Source organism: Rhodococcus sp. NPDC055112 (genome assembly GCF_053607505.1).
Genome location: NZ_JBSGTR010000055.1, coordinates 24,661 through 40,774, shown reverse-complemented (window position 1 = coordinate 40,774; position 16,114 = coordinate 24,661). Strand labels below are relative to the sequence as shown.

Below are 16,114 nucleotides of genomic sequence, written 5' to 3'. Positions count from 1 at the left end.
GGGGCGCGGTCGGCGCGAGTGCTAGCCGCCGACCCGCCCGAAGTACGCGTCCCGCAGGACCGCGAGGTCGTCGATGTCACCGGCATCGGCGTCCATCACCACCCGCCCGATGTCGAGCACGGTGACGTGGTCGGCCACGCTCATCGCCGCCTCGACCGCCTGCTCGACCAGCAGCACCGCCAGCCCGGCCTCCTTGAGCAGCTGGACCCGCTCCATCACCTCGTTGACGATCACCGGCGCCAGACCGCCGGACGGCTCGTCGAGGAGCAGCAGCGTCGGCTCGGCCATCAGCGCCTGCCCGATGGCCAGCATCTGTTGCTGGCCACCGGACATCGAGCCCGCGAGCAGGCCGCGCTTCTCGCCGAGGATCGGGAACAGGTCGTAGATCCGCGCGACCTCCTGCTTGAGCGCGGACCGCCGCATCTTGCGGACGTAGCCGCCGAGAATCAGGTTCTGCTCGACGGTCTGGCGGTGGAAGACCCGCTTGCCCTCCTGGACGTACGCGATCCCCCGTCGCACCCGCTGGTGTGCGGGCACCTTTGAGATGTCCTGCCCATCGAACTCGACGGAGCCCGCCGAGACCTTGTTCAGCCCGGAGATGGCGCGCAGGGTGCTGGTCTTGCCCGCCCCGTTGCGGCCGAGCAGGGCCGTCACCTTGCCGGGCCACACGTCGAGCGAGACGTCCCAGACCACCCGCAGGTCGCCGTACCCGGACTCCAGGTTCCGCACGCTCAGTAGCGGTTTCGTGGCGGTCATGACGTCACCTTCGTTGACAGTGCGGCCTCTTCGTCGGCGATGGTGCGGGCACCGGACTCCTCGACGCTGACGCCGAGGTACTCGCTGAGCACCCGCGGGTTCTGTTCGATCTCGGCCGGGCCGCCGTCCGCGATGACGGCGCCCTGGGCGAGCACCACGATGCGGTTGGCGAGCTCGAGGACGAGCCGGAAGTTGTGCTCCACCAACACCACCGTGGCGCCGGCGCCGCGCAGGTCGCGGATCAGGTCCGCGAGCCTCTCGACCTCGTTCTCGTCCAGGCCGGAGGCCACCTCGTCGAGCAACAACACCCGGGGCTCGGCGACCACGCAGCGCGCGACCTCGAGCAACCTGCGCATGCCGAGGGGCAGCGCGGTGGCCGTCTCGTCGCGCAGGTGTGACATCCCGACCATCTCGAGCGCGCGCTCGGCCTCGGCGAGGTCGGCGGCGCGCACCCTGCGGTACCGCGGCAACCGGAGCACGGTGGCGACCATCGACACCCGATCGGTGCTGTACCGGCCCGAGGCCACCGCCTCCAGCACGGTGATGTGCTCCGGGATGTTCGGGGTCTGGAAGGTCCTGGCGACCCCGACTCGGGCCACCCGGTCGGGGGCCTGCCCCTGGACCTCGTTGTCGCCGACCAGGATCCGGCCGCTGTCCGGCTTGTAGAACCCGCAGATCATGTTCAGCATGGTGGTCTTGCCCGACCCGTTCGGCCCGATCAGCGCGGTCACCTCACCCGGCTCGGCACTCAGCGAGGCCCCGTCGAGGGCCTGGTTGCCACCGAAAGCCTTGGCGATGCCGTCCACGACCAGCCGCTCACCCACGATCGGGTCCACGGCCGGTCTCGCCCCGTCGGTCGCGGGGTCGGCCGCATGTTCACCGGTCAGTCCCGCCGCCCGGTCCAGCCGCGCCATCGCTGCTTTCCCGAGTTTCGCGAGACCACCGCTGAGCAGCACGCCGCCGACGATGAGGAACCCGCCGTAGAAGACCAGGGCGTATTCCTGGAAGTCCGCGGCCTGGTTGGGGCCGAACTGGATGATCGCCGCGCCGATCACCGCGCCGTAGACGCTCGCCGCACCACCGAGGATGCAGGCCGCGAGAACCGATGTGGCGAAGGCGAACCCGAACGCCTCCGGCGAGACGAACATGTCGATGTTCGCGAACAGCGCGCCCGCGAGCCCGGCGGGGAGAGCGCCGATCGCATAGCCGAGCAGCTTCATCCTGAACACCGAGACGCCGACCGACGAGGCCAGCACCGGGCTCTGCTTGAGGGTGCGGAACGCGATGCCGTGGCGGGACACCACGAGGTTGCGCATCACCGCGAACCACGCGATCGTCACCACGACGACCACCAGGTAGAACTCGTTGTTCTCCGGGTCGAGCACGTGGCCGAACAGGGTGGCCGGCTCGATACCGGTGAGCCCGCCCCGTCCCCCGGTTGTCTCGCCGAACACGGCGATGATGTCGGGCACGAGCAACACGAGGAAGAACGAGGTCATCGCCAGCGACCAACTGCCCAGTCGCAGACCGGGGATGCCCGTCACGATGCCGACCGCCAGCGCGACCAGGCCCGCCGCGGCGAGCTGCAACACGATGTCGGTGTAACCCGCGATGGACATCAGGCCCGCCGTGTAGGCACCGGCCGCATACATCGCGGCCTGGCCGAGCGCCAGTTCACCGGCGTAGCCGAGGCTCAGGCTCAGGCCGCTGACCACCAGGGCGAGGATGCAGGCGAGCTGCACCTGCCTGGTCATCGCGAAGTCGAGCCCGAGCGCAGGCAGGAACAACACGAGGACGGCGAGGGCGAGCGGAAAGGCCCAACTCGGTACCGCCCGAAGGGAACGCCAGATCTGCATGTCACACCACCCGTTCCCGTACCCGGCCGAACAGCCCGGCCGGCCGAACCATGAGGATCGCGATCAGCACCACGAACACCGCGATGTTGCTGTACTGGCTGCCCAGTTCGAGCGCCGCGAAGGACTCGACCAGACCGACAGTGAGACCGCCGACCAGCGCACCGGGCAGGGAGCCGAACCCACCGATGGCCAGCGCCACGAAGCCCTTGATCGCCAACGCGGAGCCGAGCGTGGCCACCGCGAACGTCTTGGGCCCCACGAAGAGTCCGAGGAAGCCTGCGAGCGCACCCGATGCCGCGAAGGCGCCGAGGGCGAGCGCGCGGACGTTCACGCCGCGCAGCATGGCGGCCTCTCGGTCCTCGGAGATGCCGAGCAGCGCGAGACCGGTCACGGTCTTCTTGCTGACCTGGCTGAGCAGCACCACCAGCACGATCGCGAGGACCAGCAGCGCGATCTCCACCGGGTAGGTGCGCCCGCCGAGCAGGGTGATCGCGTCATTGGAGCCGAAGAACGGCACGGTCAGCGGTTCGCTGCCCCAGATCAGCTGTGTCGCACCGTTGATGAGGGTCGCCGCTCCCAGCGTGGTGACCAGTTGATTCTGGTGGTCGTGCACCGGCCGGACGGCGATGATCTCTTCGAGTCCGGCGAGGATCATCACCGTCACGGTCGCCATCACGGCGACGACGAGGACGGGCAGCTTCAGCGTCACCAGGCCGGTGTACGCGACGAAGGTGCCGACCATCATCAGCTGCGCCTGCGCGAAGTTGAAGGTGTTGGACGAGATGAAGACGATGTTGTAGCCGATCGCCACGAGCGTGTAGACAGCGCCGAGTGCGAGACCCGACCAGACAATGGTCACCGCGAGCTCCTCTCGGTGGTGCGGCCGCGGGCGGCCACACCACCGTCGTCATTCAGGGATGGACGGTCTCAGGCAGCGGGGTTGCCGTACTGGCCGTTGAGCAGCTTGCTCGGCGGCACGAACCGGTAGCCGTCGTCCTCCAGGTTCGGCGCGTGCGACTCCGCCGAGTAGTGGTACCGCGGCAGGAAGGCGGTCTTGGCGTTGTCCAGGACCTCCTGGTTCTCCAGCGCCTCGGCGAGCGCCGTCGCGTCATCGGTCGATCCGACCTTGTCCGCGGCCGCCGCGACCAGACCGAAGGGGTCGTAGTTGTCGGCGAGGATCAGCGTCGACGGGATCTGCCCCATCCCGGCCATGGTGTTCACCATGGCGTTGACCGCCGCGTCGTTCGCGTCGAAGACGGTGCTGGGGAACACCTGCATGACGAGGTTCGCGGTGGCGGGGGTGCCGAGGACCCCCTCCGGCGCGGGCTTCGCGACCAGCGCGGTGCCCGAGACCGAGGTGTTGCCGATCAGCGGGATGTTCCAGTCCAGGCGCTGCAGGCTGGTCAGCAGGTAACCCAGCGGCGCCCCGTAGGCGTCGACGACCAGCGCCTGCGCGCCCTTGTTCTTGAGCGACTGGAGCTGCGCAGTCATGTCGAGCGCCGCGATGTCGTACTCCTCGGAGCCTGCCGCGCTCACGCCCTCCGCGGCGAGGGAGGACTCCATCGCCTTACCGAAGGCCTCGCCGTAGGCGCTGCTGCCGTGGATGACTCCGACCTGCTGGTAGCCCTTACTCTTCGCGTGCCGCGCGATCGAGGCCGCGTAGTCGGCCGGCGACGGCGACAGGTCGAAGTTGAGCGGGAATTCTTCTGGGTCGGAGGAGTTCTCGGTCGGCCCGACGTTGAACGAGAGGATCTTGTTCTGCTTGAGGATCGGCAGGGTGGCGGCCGACAGCGTGGACGGGCCGGAGTTGAGGTAGAGGTCCGGCTTGTCGCCGGAGGCGATGGCCTCACGCAGGTTCGAGACGGCCTTGGTGGCGTCGCCGCCGTCGTCGACGACCGTGAGTTCGACCTGCCGACCACCGATTCCGCCGTTGGCGTTCACGGCCTCTACCCCGGCCTTCGCCGCGAGAATCGAGGTCTGAGAGTTCGCCGCGAGGGCACCCTGGCCGCTGATCGCGCCGGTGACGAGCACCCGGTACGGGCCGTCCGATCCGCTCTCGGAGCCGGAGCTCGATCCGGAACAACCCGCGAGCGCGACCGCGGACACGGCGAGCGCCGCCACGAGAGCGGAGTGCCGATTCTTCATGCAGATCTCCTCAAGTTGAATAAGCAAGCATTTGCTTGGCAAGCAACGCTATGGATCCAACCGGGTGACGTCAATCACCTTCCCGCTAGCCGGGACCTGAAAGATATTGATATGCAACGGTTTTGATATGTCAGGCTGCGGACACGACGAAGCGCTGGATGTCATCCCCACGACACCCAGCGCATTCCGTCGGTCGAACGGCCGGTCAGGCCGCCCCTCGCGATCCGGCCGTCAGGCGCTCGCCTCGATGATCTCGAACCCCTTGTAACCGGCGGCCGCGACCTCGGCAATGATCTCGCCATAGGCGCCGAATCCGCCGATGAACGGCATGAACACGCGCGGCTTCCCTGGGATGTTCGCGCCCATGTACCACGAGTTCGCGGTCGGCAGCAGCGTCTGCGCGGCCCGGTCGGAGCACTCCTGCACCCAGGCGGCGGCCGCCTCGGCGGTGGCCTCGATCGCCACCGCACCCCGGTCATCGAGGTGGGCGATGGCATCCGCCACCCAGTTCACGTGCAGCTCGGAGTGCAGCACCATGTTCGCCAGCACGGACACGCTGCCCGGTCCGGTCATGTTGAACAGGTTCGGGAAGCCGGCCACACCGAGGCCGAGGTAGGTCTTCGGGCCCTCGGCCCACGCCTGCTTGAGGGTCTGGCCGTCGCGTCCGACGATGTTCAGCTTCTCCATCGACCCGGTCATCGCGTCGAACCCGGTCGCGAGGATCAGCGCATCGATCTCGTAGTGCTCGTCGGCGGTGCGCACGCCCGCCGCGTCGATGCTCTCGATCGGCGTCGCCTTGAGGTTCACCAGCGTGACGTTGTCGCGGTTGTAGGTCTGGTAGTAGTTGGCGTCCGTGCAGATCCGCTTGGTGCCGATCGCGTGGTCCTTCGGGATGAGCAGCTCCGCGATCTCCGGATCGTCGATCACCGCGCGGACCTTCTCCTCCCAGAAGTCGCGGGCGGTCTCGTTGGACCCGGCGTTGGTCACCTGGTCCGGGAAGGTCTTGCTGTACAGCACGCCGCCGAGCTGCCAGCGCTTCTCGTAGGCCTCGCGCCGCTCCTCCTCCGACGCCTCCAGCGCCGACTTCGGATGCGCCTGGTGCGGCGAGCCGCCGCCGCTGAGGAACGAGAGCCGGCGACGCTCGCGATAGTTCGCCTTCTGCGCGGCGCGGTCCTCGTCGCTGAGCGGCACGTTTCCTGCCGGCACGCTGTAGTTGGCGCTGCGCTGGAACACGTAGAGCTGCTCGGCCTGCTTGGCGACCTCGGGGATGGTCTGGATGCCGGAGGAGCCGGTGCCGATCACGCCGACCCGCTTGCCGGTGAAGTCGACGCCCTCGTGCGGCCAGTGCGCGGTGTGGTAGACGCCGCCGTCGAAGGAATCGAGGCCGTCGATCGCGGGGATGTTCGCGTTCGACAGCGGACCGACCGCGAGGATGACGAAGCGCGCGGAGACAGCGTCGCCTGCGTCGGTGCGGATCTCCCACCGCAGCGTCTGCTCGTCGAGCGCGATGTCGGTCACCCGGGTGCCGAACGTGATGTCGCGACGGAGGTCGTACCGGTCCGCGACGTGGTTGACGTAGCGCAGGATCTCCGGCTGGGTGGCGTACTTCTCGCTCCAGTTCCACTCCTGCTCGAGCTCGGGGTCGAAGGAGAAGGAGTAGTCGACGCTCTCGACGTCGCAGCGCGCGCCCGGGTAGCGGTTCCAGTACCAGACGCCGCCGACCCCGTCGCCCGCCTCGAACACCCGCACCGACAGCCCGTCGCCGCGGAGCTTGTGGAGCGCGTAGAGACCCGCGAAGCCGGCGCCGACGACGACCACGTCGACATCGGCTCCTGTGTCGGCCTGAGGGGAAGGGGTCCCTGCGGACGAAGCTGACTGGGCGCTCACGGTGACTGCCTTTCGCTGGAGACTCTCTCTCCAGCGACGCTATTGCGGCGGCGTCACCGTGGCCTACCGCCCCTCCCGCTGACCGGGCGGTGCGATGCCAGGATGCGGATCAGTACAGCGGGTCGTGCCGCATGTGCTCGACCGGGACGCCCTTGGCCTGCAGCCGGAACTTCGCGGTCTGGATCGTCGAGGCGGACCCGACGATCTGGATGTCGTGGTTCGACCAGTCGCCGAAATCGGCGGCGACGGCGCTGACCTTGCCGGTGATCCGCTTGTACATCCCGGCGGGCGGCGTCGGGATCGGGTCGAGGTGCCACCAGGGGTTGGTGTCCTCCTCGGAGACCGGGACGACGGTCAGCCACGGGTTGGTCAGCGACAGCTGCCACAGGGTCTCGATGTCGTACAGGTCGCACGGGTAGTTGCCGCCCACGAACACGTGCACGTTCGGGTTGTTCGCGCGCATCGCCATCTCCATCAACTGCGCGCGCAGCGGTGCGATGCCCGTTCCCGACCCGATCATCAGCATGTCCCGGTTCTGGGTGCGGTCCACGCCGAGCGCGCCGAGCGGGGAACCCATCACCCAGGTGTCGCCGAGGTTGGTCTGGCCGACCATCGCCGGGCTCACCCAGCCGCTCGAGACGCGCCGGACATGGAACTCGATCTGCCCCTCGGGGTTCGCCGGGATGGCGGGCGAGAGGTAGCGCCACATGCGCGGGCGCCCGGGAACGGTCACGCTCACGTACTGGCCGGCGCCGTAGTCCATCGGCCGGTCCAGCTGCAGCCGGATCACCGCGACATCCTGGAGCACCTGCTTGTGCTCGACGACGGTGCCGGTCCAGGTCGCCGGGCCGGTCTCGTTGTTCGCGGCCTCCATCATCACCGAGGCGATCAGGGCGATGGCCTCGCGCCAGGCGTTGTCGACCTCGTCGGTCCACATCTCGTTGCCCGCGAAGTTCTTGAGCGCGAAGATCAGCGAGTTGCCGACCGCGGTGTAGTGCGCGTCGACCACGCCGTACTTGCGGTGATCGCGGCCGAGCTGGGCGAGGAACAGGAGAACCGGTTCCGGATCGTCGAGCTGGTCGATGACGTAGGCGATGGCGTGGACCAGTCGCTCTCGCTGGGCCTCCATGGCGGCGGGGAAGAACTCGCGGACCTCCGGGTTGTTCGCGAACAACACCGAGTAGAACGACTGGGTCAGACGAGCTGGTCCGTCGTCGCTCGCCGCCACGGCCTTGAAGGTCGACCGGACAAGCGAAATAGCCGTTGAATCCACTGCAGAGTCCCCGTTCCGCATACAAACGCGGCCTGCGGTGTCCTCTGCAGGTCGCGTGGCCCCACTCGGCGGGTTGCCGTTGGGTTTGGGCGAGTCTAGCGAGGAATCGTCGCGACCGAAACACGTACCAGTAGAACGACCGTTCAAGTCGACCGCGGCGACATCTCACACTACGATCTTGATCGCTGTGAGGTCGCCGCGGGGGCGACAGAATGGAGTTCCGTCATCGTGGTCATCGCCTCCGGAGAGGAAGGGCTCCGCGACATCTCGGCCGCGAGCGCCAGGACGTCGACAACCGAGGACCTGGATCGGCGACTGCGCGAATGCACCGAATTCTTCGCGCAACCCGAGCTGGCGCACCTGCCCGCGGAACGGCACACGGCGGCGCTGGACGAGTTCGCGCTCACCGGGCGCTACGAGCACACCACCGAGGAACTCCTGATCGGGGCGAAGCTCGCCTGGCGGAACCACGCGCGCTGCGTCGGACGCAATCACTGGCGCACCCTCAAGCTGATCGACGCCCGCCACGCGGTGACCGCGGCGGCGCTGGCCGAGGCGTGCTGGGAACACCTGCGGGTCGCCACCAACGGCGGCGCGCTGCAGTCGGTGATCACCATCGGCCCGCGGCCGCTCCCGGACGGCAGGGAGTTCCGCATCCTGAGCCCCCAGCTCATCCGCTACGCGGGGTACCGCAACGCAGACGGCAGCATCACCGGCGACCCGTGGCACGTCGCCCTCACCGAACAGGTGACGAAGATGGGCTGGCGGGGCGAGGGCACCCGGTTCGACGTCCTGCCGCTGCTGATCTCGGTCCCCGACGAGCCGCTGCAGTGGTTCGAGGTGCCCGAGGACCTGGTCCTCGAGGTCCCGCTCGTACACCCGAACTACAAGTGGTTCGCCAAGCTCGGCCTCAAGTGGCATGCGGTGCCCGCGGTGTCGAACATGGACCTGGAGATCGGCGGGCTCACCTACCCCTGCGCGCCGTTCAACGGCTGGTACGTGAGCACCGAGGTCGGTGCCCGCAACTTCAGCGACGAGAACCGGTACGACATGCTGCCGACCATCGCCAAGAAGCTGCGCCTCGACATGAGCTCGGACCGCACGCTCTGGAAGGACCGGGCGCTGGTCGAGCTGAACCGGGCCGTCATCCACAGCTACCGGGAGGCGGGGGTGATCATGGTCGACCACCACACGGTGGCCAAGCAGTTCTTCGACTTCGTCGGCCGCGAGGAGAAGGCCGGACGCACCTGCCCGACCGACTGGTCATGGATCAACCCGCCGATGTCCGCGGCGTTGACACCGACCTTCCACCGACTCTACGACGAGCCCGATCTCGACGTCCGGCCGAACTTCGTCACCCGGACACAGGCTTCCGGCTGCCCGATCTGATCCGTCAGGGCGACGGGATCGTCGCCAGCACGCGGGTGCCCTCCCCCGGCGCCGACGTCAGCTCCAGGGTCCCGCCCAGGTTCTCGATCCGGAGGAACTGCGAGGCCAGCCCGATGTGCCCCTCGGCGACGCGCGCGGGCAGGTCGTCCGGGTCGAACCCGACACCGTCGTCGGCCACCTCGAGCGTGATGGCCGTGGCGGTGCGGGTCAGCAGCACGTCGACCCTGTGCGCGTCCGCATGCTTGTCGATGTTGCCGAGCGCCTCCCTGGCCACCCGGTAGAGCAGCGACTGGCATTCGGGCCTACCCACCTCCGCCAGCCGCACCCGCATCTCGTAGCCGCCGCGGCGGCCGTGCCCGTCGGCCAGCTCACGCAGCGCCGCCGTCAGGCCCAGCTGCTCGAGCACCTGTGGGTGCAGCGTGGTGACCGTCGAACGGAGCTGAGTGGCGGTCTCACGCAGCGCGGCCTCCGCGGCCACCAGCGCGGGGTCCCCGTCGCGCTCGATCGCCTCCTCGAGGTCCATCCGGGCGGCGAGGACGTTCTGCAGCGGGCCGTCGTGCAGGTGCTCGGCCAGTCGCCTGCGCTCGCGCTCCTCCGCCCCCATCGACTCGGCGACCAGACGGCGGCGCACGTCCAGCAGCGAGATCACCGTCCCCGAGCGGCGCACCAGGACGAAGGACAGCGCGGTGGTCGCGGCGGTGAGCCACAACAGGAAACCGAAGTACAGGAACACCACTCCCGGCAGGTCGACGAGGTCGTCTCGGACCGCGTAGAAGATCCACACCAGCAGGTAGCCGACGGCCGTGCAGGTGCCGAGGGACGCGGTCAGCGCGGGCCGGTACTGGAACGCCACCGCCACCGGCAGCAGGAAGAACACCGGCAACAGCGAGGAGGTCGCGCCGCCGGACGCCAGGCAGAGGGCGAGCAGCGCCGCGATGTCGACGCCGGTGGATGCCCAGCCCGCCCACGGCCGCACCTGCCTGCGCAGCACCACCGCGAGCCACACCGCGGCCGCGACGGCGTACCCGAGCAGGATCAGCCGAAACAGCGTCGGCATCCAGTGCTCGATGCGGACGACCGGCCCCAGCAGCGCGATCAGCGCGATCAGCGGGAGCCGCAGGAAGGCGGTGACCCGCACGGCCTCCGTCGCGTACCGCTCGACGACGCGGTCCCGATCGCGGCCCGCCACGTCACTCCAGCAATCCCCGGCGCATGGCCTCGGCCACCGCCGCCGCGCGGTCGCTCACCCCCAGCTTCTCGTACAGCCGCTGCACGTGGGTCTTCACCGTGGACGGCGCCAGGAACAGCTCGCCCGCGATGGCCGGGATCGTCAACCCGCGGGCGATGGCCGCCAGTACCTCGCGCTCGCGGGCGCTCAGCGCCGGGCCTGTGGGCTCCGCGTGCCGCCGGACCTCGCCGAGCAGGCCCGCGGCCAGGCCTGCGGGGAGCACGTCGCGGCCCTTCGCGCAGTCGAGGACCGCGGCCACGATCTCGGCCCGCGTCGACTCCTTGGGCAGGAACCCGGCCGCACCCTCCTGCACCGCGTGGTAGACGATCGCGGACTCGTCGTGCGCGGAGAGCAGCAACACCCGGGTACCCAGTTCGTCACGGCGCACGGCGGCCGCGACCTGACTCCCGTCGAGCTGCGGCATCCGGTAGTCGACCAGCGCGACCTGCGGTCGGTGCTCCCTGATCAACGCCAGCGCGGCGGCCCCGTCGTCGGCCTCCCCCACCACCTCGACGGCGCCGCTCCCGACGAGCGCCCGGACGACGCCGTCACGAAAGAGCGGATGATCGTCGGCGACCACGACACGCACCTTCTCGACCATCGGTCACCACGACCCGAGACCGGTCATGGCTCACTGTCTCACGGTGCTCCCACCACTATCGGGCGATTTGAGCATTCACCGGATCTGGAGACGGATTGACTGCAAGCCACTGCTAATTAGTCGGGCGAACGAGAACCTGGACGTCGGGTGGCCGACCTACTGTGCAGAGGTGCGCAGATCGGAGCCTGCTCACACGGCATACGGGAGCGACTGGGCGTTCCGGCCACAACCAGGGGGCATCGAATTGAGAATCAACGAACATGTCGTGCGTTGCGTACCGGATCGATGGCTTGGACACCTTCTCAAGCACTCAGAGCTACTGAAATTCCTGATCGTAGGCGCGATCACCTTTGTCACCACGGTAGCCATCTTCTTCGGACTCAAATGGACGGTCCTGCCGTCCAATCCAGTCACGGCAAATATCATCGCAGTCCTGATGTCGACGATCCTGTCGTACATTCTGAACAGCGAATGGTCTTTTGCCGAACGAGGCGGCCGGCCCAAGCATCACGAAGCGGCCCTATTCTTCGGAGTCGCGGGAGTGGGGCTCGTCCTCAATCAGGTACCACTGTGGTTTTCACGCTACGTACTCGATTACAGAACCCCAGATGTCTCCTTCCTCGCGGAGAACGTCGCCGATTTCATCAGCGGCGCAATCCTGGGGACATTGATTGCCACAGCATTCCGCTGGTGGGCCATGAGGCGTTTCGTGTTCGTCACATCCGATGTCCAATCGGATTCCCCGCTGGATTCGCGAGAATGGGAGAATCGCTGATTCTGCACGTGAATCTCCGTCAAACCGAGGCACTCCGAAGATACGTAACGACTCTCGTAGACCCGCTGTTCAGCGCTCGTGCCGGGGCTTCCAGACGACCAGCGCGTTGTTGCGCGGGATCGGCACCAGGTCCCGCCGATAGCTGGCGTGCACCTGGGCGATCTCGGCCGCCATCTCGGTAACCCGCCGTTGCAGCGCCTCCACCTGGTTGGTCAGCTCGATGATCCGCTTGATGCCCGCCAGGTTGACGCCCTCGTCCTGGGACAACCGCTGCACCTCGCGCAGCAGTGCCACGTCCCTCGGCGAGTAACGACGGCCCCCACCGGTGGTGCGGTGCGGGGTCACCAGGCCGAGCCGGTCGTAGGTCCGCAGCGTCTGGGCGTGCATGCCCGCCAGTTCCGCAGCCACCGAGATCACGAAGACCTGGGCGTCCGGGTCCGCGGGCACGTCAGACCGACTGTGCCCTGGCCCCCGGGGCGCGGTCATCACGCACCCGCCCAGCCCGCACGCGGATCGAATCCGCTGGCCTTCTCGGCCGACAGATAGGTCTGCAGTGCCTCGGTGGCGGTCTCGTCCAGATCCTGCGGCACCGCGACCTTGACGGTCACGAGCAGATCGCCTGCACCTCCGCTGCGCTTGGGCACCCCACGACCGCGCACCCGAAGGATCCGACCGTCCACGGTGCCCGCCGGGATCTTGACACCGACCCGGCCCTCGAGGGTGGGGACGGAGACGGTCGTGCCGAGCACCAGTTCGCCGTAGCTGACCGGCACGGTGACCGTCAGGTCGTCGCCGTTGCGGCCGAACACCTTGTCCGGCTTGACGTGCACGGTGACGTACAGGTCGCCCGAGGGCGCGCCGCGCAGGCCCGCCTCGCCCTGCCCTGCCAGCCTGATCCGCTGCCCGTCGCTCACGCCCTTCGGGATCCGGACGGTGAGGTTGCGGGTGCGGTTCTGCACACCGGTGCCGTGGCAGTCGGTGCACGGGTCGTCGATGATCGAGCCGGTGCCGCGGCAGTCGTCGCACGGCTCACTGAACCCGAACGCGCCCTGGTTCCGACTGACGATTCCGCTTCCGTTGCAACGCGGGCACACCCGCGGGCTGGTGCCCGGCTTCGCACCGCTGCCGTGACAGGTGATGCAGGAGGCCGGGCTGGTCAGCCGCAGCGGGACCGTCACGCCCGTGGCGGCCTCGCGGAACGGCAGGGTGGTCTCGGCCTCGACGTCGCTGCCCCGCTGCGGGCGGGTGCTCGCGCCGGTCCGCGTGCCCGCGCCGCCACGTCCGCCGCCGAACAGGCCGCCGAAGATGTCGCCGATACCGCCGTCACCGCCGGAGGTGTAGCTGGTGCCGCCGCCGAACAGGTCGCCGATGTTGAACTCGCCGCCGCCGAAACCGCCGCCCGCCGTGCTGTACTCGGCGCCGGGGCGGAAGCCGCCGCGACCGAAGCCGCCGCTGGCGAACAGCCGGCGGGCCTCGTCGTACTCCTTGCGCTTGGCCGCATCCGAGAGCACGGCGTTCGCCTCGCTCACGGCCTTGAACCGCTCCTCGGCCGCCGTGTCACCGGGGTTGGCATCGGGATGCAGATCCCGTGCCAGCTTCCGGTAGGCCTTCTTGATCTCGTCTGCCGAAGCATCAGAGGAGACGCCCAGCTCCTTGTAGAAGTCCTTCTCGATCCACTCCCGCTCACTCACCGGGCGTCTCCTCCTCTCGTTGCTTCCTGTGTAACTACTCCGAGGCCCCGTCCGGCGCAGGCGCGCCGTCCGTGACCGTCACCATCGCCGTCCGCAGGATCCGGTCGCCGAGGCGGTAGCCCTTGCGCAGGACCGTCCCGAGCACCGGATGGTCGCCGTCGCCCTCGACCTGCACGGCCTCGTGCAGCTCCGGGGAGAAGGCGTCACCCTGGTCACCGAACGCCGCCAGACCGAGACCCTCGAGCACCCCGGCGAGCTTGTCGGACAGCGCCTTCAGCGGGCCCGACTCCAGGTCACCGTGCGCGCGAGCCCGGTCGAGGTCGTCCACGACATCGAGGAACTTGCCGACCACCGAGGCCCGCTCGGCCGCGACCGCCTGGTCGATACGGACGAGCGAGTTGCGGCGGATGTTCGCGATCTCCGCCTTCGCGTAGCCCAGCTCGGTGCTGGCCTTCTCGAGCTCCGAGGTCAGCGTGAGCAGCTCGTCCACGGTTTCCTCGGTGTCGGCCGCGGCCCCGACCGCCGCATCAGCGGCGGCCGGGGTCTCGATGTCGACTACTGGTTCGCGGTCGGCGTCCTGTTCGGTCACTTCTTGTCCTGATCGGAAGGCTCGTCCACGACCTCGGCGTCGACGACGTCGTCACCCTGGCTCGGGCCTGCACCGTCGGTGCCTGCCGCGGACTCGTCGGCCTGCGCCTTGTAGATCGCCTCGCCAAGGGCCTGGGACTCGGTGGCGAGCTTCTCCACCGCGGACTTCACCGCGGAGATGTCGCTGCCGGCAAGGGCGGTGTTGGCCTCCGCGATGGCGGCCTCGACCTTCTCCTTGACGTCCGCGGGCACCTTGTCCTCGTTGTCCTTGATGAACTTCTCGGTCTGGTGCACCAGCGACTCGGCCTGGTTGCGGACCTCGGCCTCCTCGCGACGGGCCTTGTCCTCCTCGGCGTGCGCCTCGGCGTCCTTGACCATCCGCTCGATCTCCTCCTTGGACAGGCCGGAGCCGTCCTGGATCTTGATCGTGTTCTCCTTGCCGGTGCCCTTGTCCTTCGCGGTCACGTGCACGATGCCGTTGGCATCGATGTCGAAGGTGACCTCGATCTGCGGCACGCCGCGCGGGGCCGGCGGGATACCCGCGAGCTCGAAGGATCCCAGGAGCTTGTTGTGCGAAGCGATCTCGCGCTCGCCCTGGAACACCTGGATCTGCACCGACGGCTGGTTGTCGTCCGCCGTGGTGAAGGTCTCCGAGCGCTTGGTCGGGATGGTGGTGTTGCGCTCGATGAGCTTGGTCATCACGCCACCCTTGGTCTCGATGCCGAGGGAGAGCGGGGTGACGTCGAGGAGCAGCACGTCCTTGACCTCGCCCTTGAGGACGCCGGCCTGCAGGGCGGCGCCGATGGCGACGACCTCGTCCGGGTTCACGCCCTTGTTGGGCTCACGGCCACCGGTCAGCTCGCGGACCAGGTCCGAGACGGCGGGCATCCGGGTGGAGCCACCGACGAGCACGACGTTGTCGATGTCCTTGACCGAGATACCGCTGTCCTTGATCACGGCCTGGAACGGCGCACGGGTGCGGTCGAGCAGGTCGGAGGTGATCTTCTGGAACTCGGCGCGGGTCAGCTGCTCATCGAGGAACAGCGGGTTCTTGTCCGCATCCACGGTGATGTACGGCAGGTTGATCGAGGTGCTCTGCGAGGAGGACAGCTCGATCTTCGCCTTCTCGGCGGCCTCGCGCAGACGCTGCAGGGCCATCTTGTCCTTGGTCAGGTCGATGCCCGAGGTGGCCTTGAACTTGTCGACGAGCCAGGCGACGATGCGCTCGTCCCAGTCGTCGCCACCGAGGTGGTTGTCGCCGGAGGTCGCGCGGACCTCGACGACGCCGTCGCCGATCTCGAGCAGGGACACGTCGAAGGTGCCGCCGCCGAGGTCGAAGACCAGGATGGTCTGTTCCTTCTCGCCCTTGTCCAGGCCGTACGCCAGCGCGGCCGCGGTGGGCTCGTTGACGATGCGGAGCACGTTGAGGCCGGCGATCTGGCCGGCTTCCTTGGTCGCCTGGCGCTGCGCGTCCTCGAAGTACGCGGGCACGGTGATGACGGCGTCGGTGATCTCCTCACCGAGGTACGCCTCGGCGTCGCGCTTCAGCTTCATGAGCGTGCGCGCGCTGATCTCCTGCGACGTGTACTTCTTGCCGTCGATCTCGACGTTCCAGTCGGTGCCGACGTGGCGCTTGACCGAGCGGATGGTGCGGTCGACGTTCGTGACCGCCTGGTTCTTTGCGGGCTGGCCGACCAGCACCTCACCGTTCTTGGCGAAGGCGACGATCGACGGGGTGGTGCGCGAGCCCTCGGAGTTGGCGACCACTACGGGCTCGCCGCCTTCGAGCACAGACACGACCGAGTTGGTGGTCCCGAGGTCGATTCCGACCGCACGAGCCATAGTGTTCCTCCTACTTGTCGCAGCACCCCCGGCGACATGAGGCGCCGGGGCTGGTTGTGCTGGCATTTCTTGGCCATCTCACC

The 16,114-nt window shown here is 68.4% G+C and carries 14 protein-coding genes and 1 pseudogene; 2 read left to right on the top strand and 13 right to left on the bottom strand.

Annotation, left to right across the window (positions count from 1 at the left end):
• Positions 1-21: 21 nt before the first annotated feature.
• The 7 genes and pseudogenes from ACWFRB_RS20710 to ACWFRB_RS20680 form a co-directional block, all read right to left on the bottom strand.
• Positions 22-756, bottom strand: a complete 735-nt coding sequence (locus tag ACWFRB_RS20710) for an ABC transporter ATP-binding protein (protein WP_452643140.1) — start codon at positions 754-756, stop codon at positions 22-24.
• Entirely contained in the window at positions 753-1,670 is a 918-nt protein-coding gene (locus ACWFRB_RS20705) for an ABC transporter ATP-binding protein (RefSeq protein ID WP_452643144.1), read from the bottom strand. Before ACWFRB_RS20705 ends, ACWFRB_RS20710 begins: the two co-directional genes overlap by 4 nt.
• 60 nt (positions 1,671-1,730) lie before the next feature.
• Positions 1,731-2,510, bottom strand: a pseudogene (locus tag ACWFRB_RS20700) (branched-chain amino acid ABC transporter permease); the annotation flags it as partial.
• Between the two features lie 103 nt (positions 2,511-2,613).
• On the bottom strand, positions 2,614-3,471 hold the full coding sequence (locus tag ACWFRB_RS20695; protein WP_452643139.1) for a branched-chain amino acid ABC transporter permease: 858 nt from the start codon (positions 3,469-3,471) through the stop codon (positions 2,614-2,616).
• 68 nt (positions 3,472-3,539) lie between these two features.
• Positions 3,540-4,757, bottom strand: a complete 1,218-nt coding sequence (locus ACWFRB_RS20690; protein ID WP_452643138.1) for an ABC transporter substrate-binding protein — start codon at positions 4,755-4,757, stop codon at positions 3,540-3,542.
• A 231-nt stretch (positions 4,758-4,988) separates the two neighbouring features.
• On the bottom strand, positions 4,989-6,644 hold the full coding sequence (locus ACWFRB_RS20685; protein WP_452643137.1) for a flavin-containing monooxygenase: 1,656 nt from the start codon (positions 6,642-6,644) through the stop codon (positions 4,989-4,991).
• A 109-nt stretch (positions 6,645-6,753) separates the two neighbouring features.
• Entirely contained in the window at positions 6,754-7,917 is a 1,164-nt protein-coding gene (locus ACWFRB_RS20680; protein ID WP_452643136.1) for a globin domain-containing protein, read from the bottom strand.
• A 264-nt stretch (positions 7,918-8,181) separates the two neighbouring features.
• On the opposite strand from ACWFRB_RS20680, the gene ACWFRB_RS20675 reads away from it, so the two are divergent.
• On the top strand, positions 8,182-9,306 hold the full coding sequence (locus ACWFRB_RS20675) for a nitric oxide synthase oxygenase (RefSeq protein ID WP_452643143.1): 1,125 nt from the start codon (positions 8,182-8,184) through the stop codon (positions 9,304-9,306).
• A gap of 4 nt (positions 9,307-9,310) precedes the next feature.
• Here the strand turns inward: ACWFRB_RS20675 and ACWFRB_RS20670 are convergent, their stop codons facing one another.
• Together ACWFRB_RS20670 and ACWFRB_RS20665 are read right to left on the bottom strand one after the other, a co-directional pair.
• On the bottom strand, positions 9,311-10,495 hold the full coding sequence (locus ACWFRB_RS20670; RefSeq protein ID WP_452643135.1) for a sensor histidine kinase: 1,185 nt from the start codon (positions 10,493-10,495) through the stop codon (positions 9,311-9,313).
• A gap of 1 nt (position 10,496) precedes the next feature.
• Positions 10,497-11,135 carry a response regulator gene (locus ACWFRB_RS20665; protein WP_077040433.1) on the bottom strand — a complete coding sequence of 213 codons (639 nt, stop codon included), beginning with the start codon at positions 11,133-11,135 and terminating at the stop codon, positions 10,497-10,499.
• A 169-nt stretch (positions 11,136-11,304) separates the two neighbouring features.
• Between ACWFRB_RS20665 and ACWFRB_RS20660 the strand changes: the two genes are divergently transcribed.
• The gene (locus ACWFRB_RS20660; RefSeq protein WP_452643134.1) at positions 11,305-11,910 is read left to right on the top strand and encodes a GtrA family protein; all 606 of its coding nucleotides are present in this window, start codon (positions 11,305-11,307) and stop codon (positions 11,908-11,910) included.
• Positions 11,911-11,979: 69 nt separating this feature from the next.
• Here ACWFRB_RS20660 and ACWFRB_RS20655 read toward each other — a convergent pair whose 3' ends face one another.
• Genes ACWFRB_RS20655 through dnaK form a run of 4 tightly spaced genes read right to left on the bottom strand, consistent with a single transcriptional unit; the run spans position 11,980 to position 16,031 of the window.
• Positions 11,980-12,396: a heat shock protein transcriptional repressor HspR gene (locus ACWFRB_RS20655; protein WP_077040431.1), complete on the bottom strand. Its 417-nt coding sequence runs from the start codon at positions 12,394-12,396 to the stop codon at positions 11,980-11,982.
• Positions 12,396-13,601, bottom strand: a complete 1,206-nt coding sequence (gene dnaJ / locus ACWFRB_RS20650) for a molecular chaperone DnaJ (RefSeq protein WP_452643133.1) — start codon at positions 13,599-13,601, stop codon at positions 12,396-12,398. The genes ACWFRB_RS20655 and dnaJ overlap by 1 nt, the downstream gene beginning before the upstream one ends.
• 34 nt (positions 13,602-13,635) lie before the next feature.
• A complete protein-coding gene (gene grpE / locus ACWFRB_RS20645; protein ID WP_452643132.1) occupies positions 13,636-14,190 on the bottom strand; it encodes a nucleotide exchange factor GrpE in 555 nt (184 codons plus the stop codon).
• The gene (gene dnaK, locus ACWFRB_RS20640; protein ID WP_452643131.1) at positions 14,187-16,031 is read right to left on the bottom strand and encodes a molecular chaperone DnaK; all 1,845 of its coding nucleotides are present in this window, start codon (positions 16,029-16,031) and stop codon (positions 14,187-14,189) included. Before dnaK ends, grpE begins: the two co-directional genes overlap by 4 nt.
• Positions 16,032-16,114 lie beyond the last annotated feature (83 nt).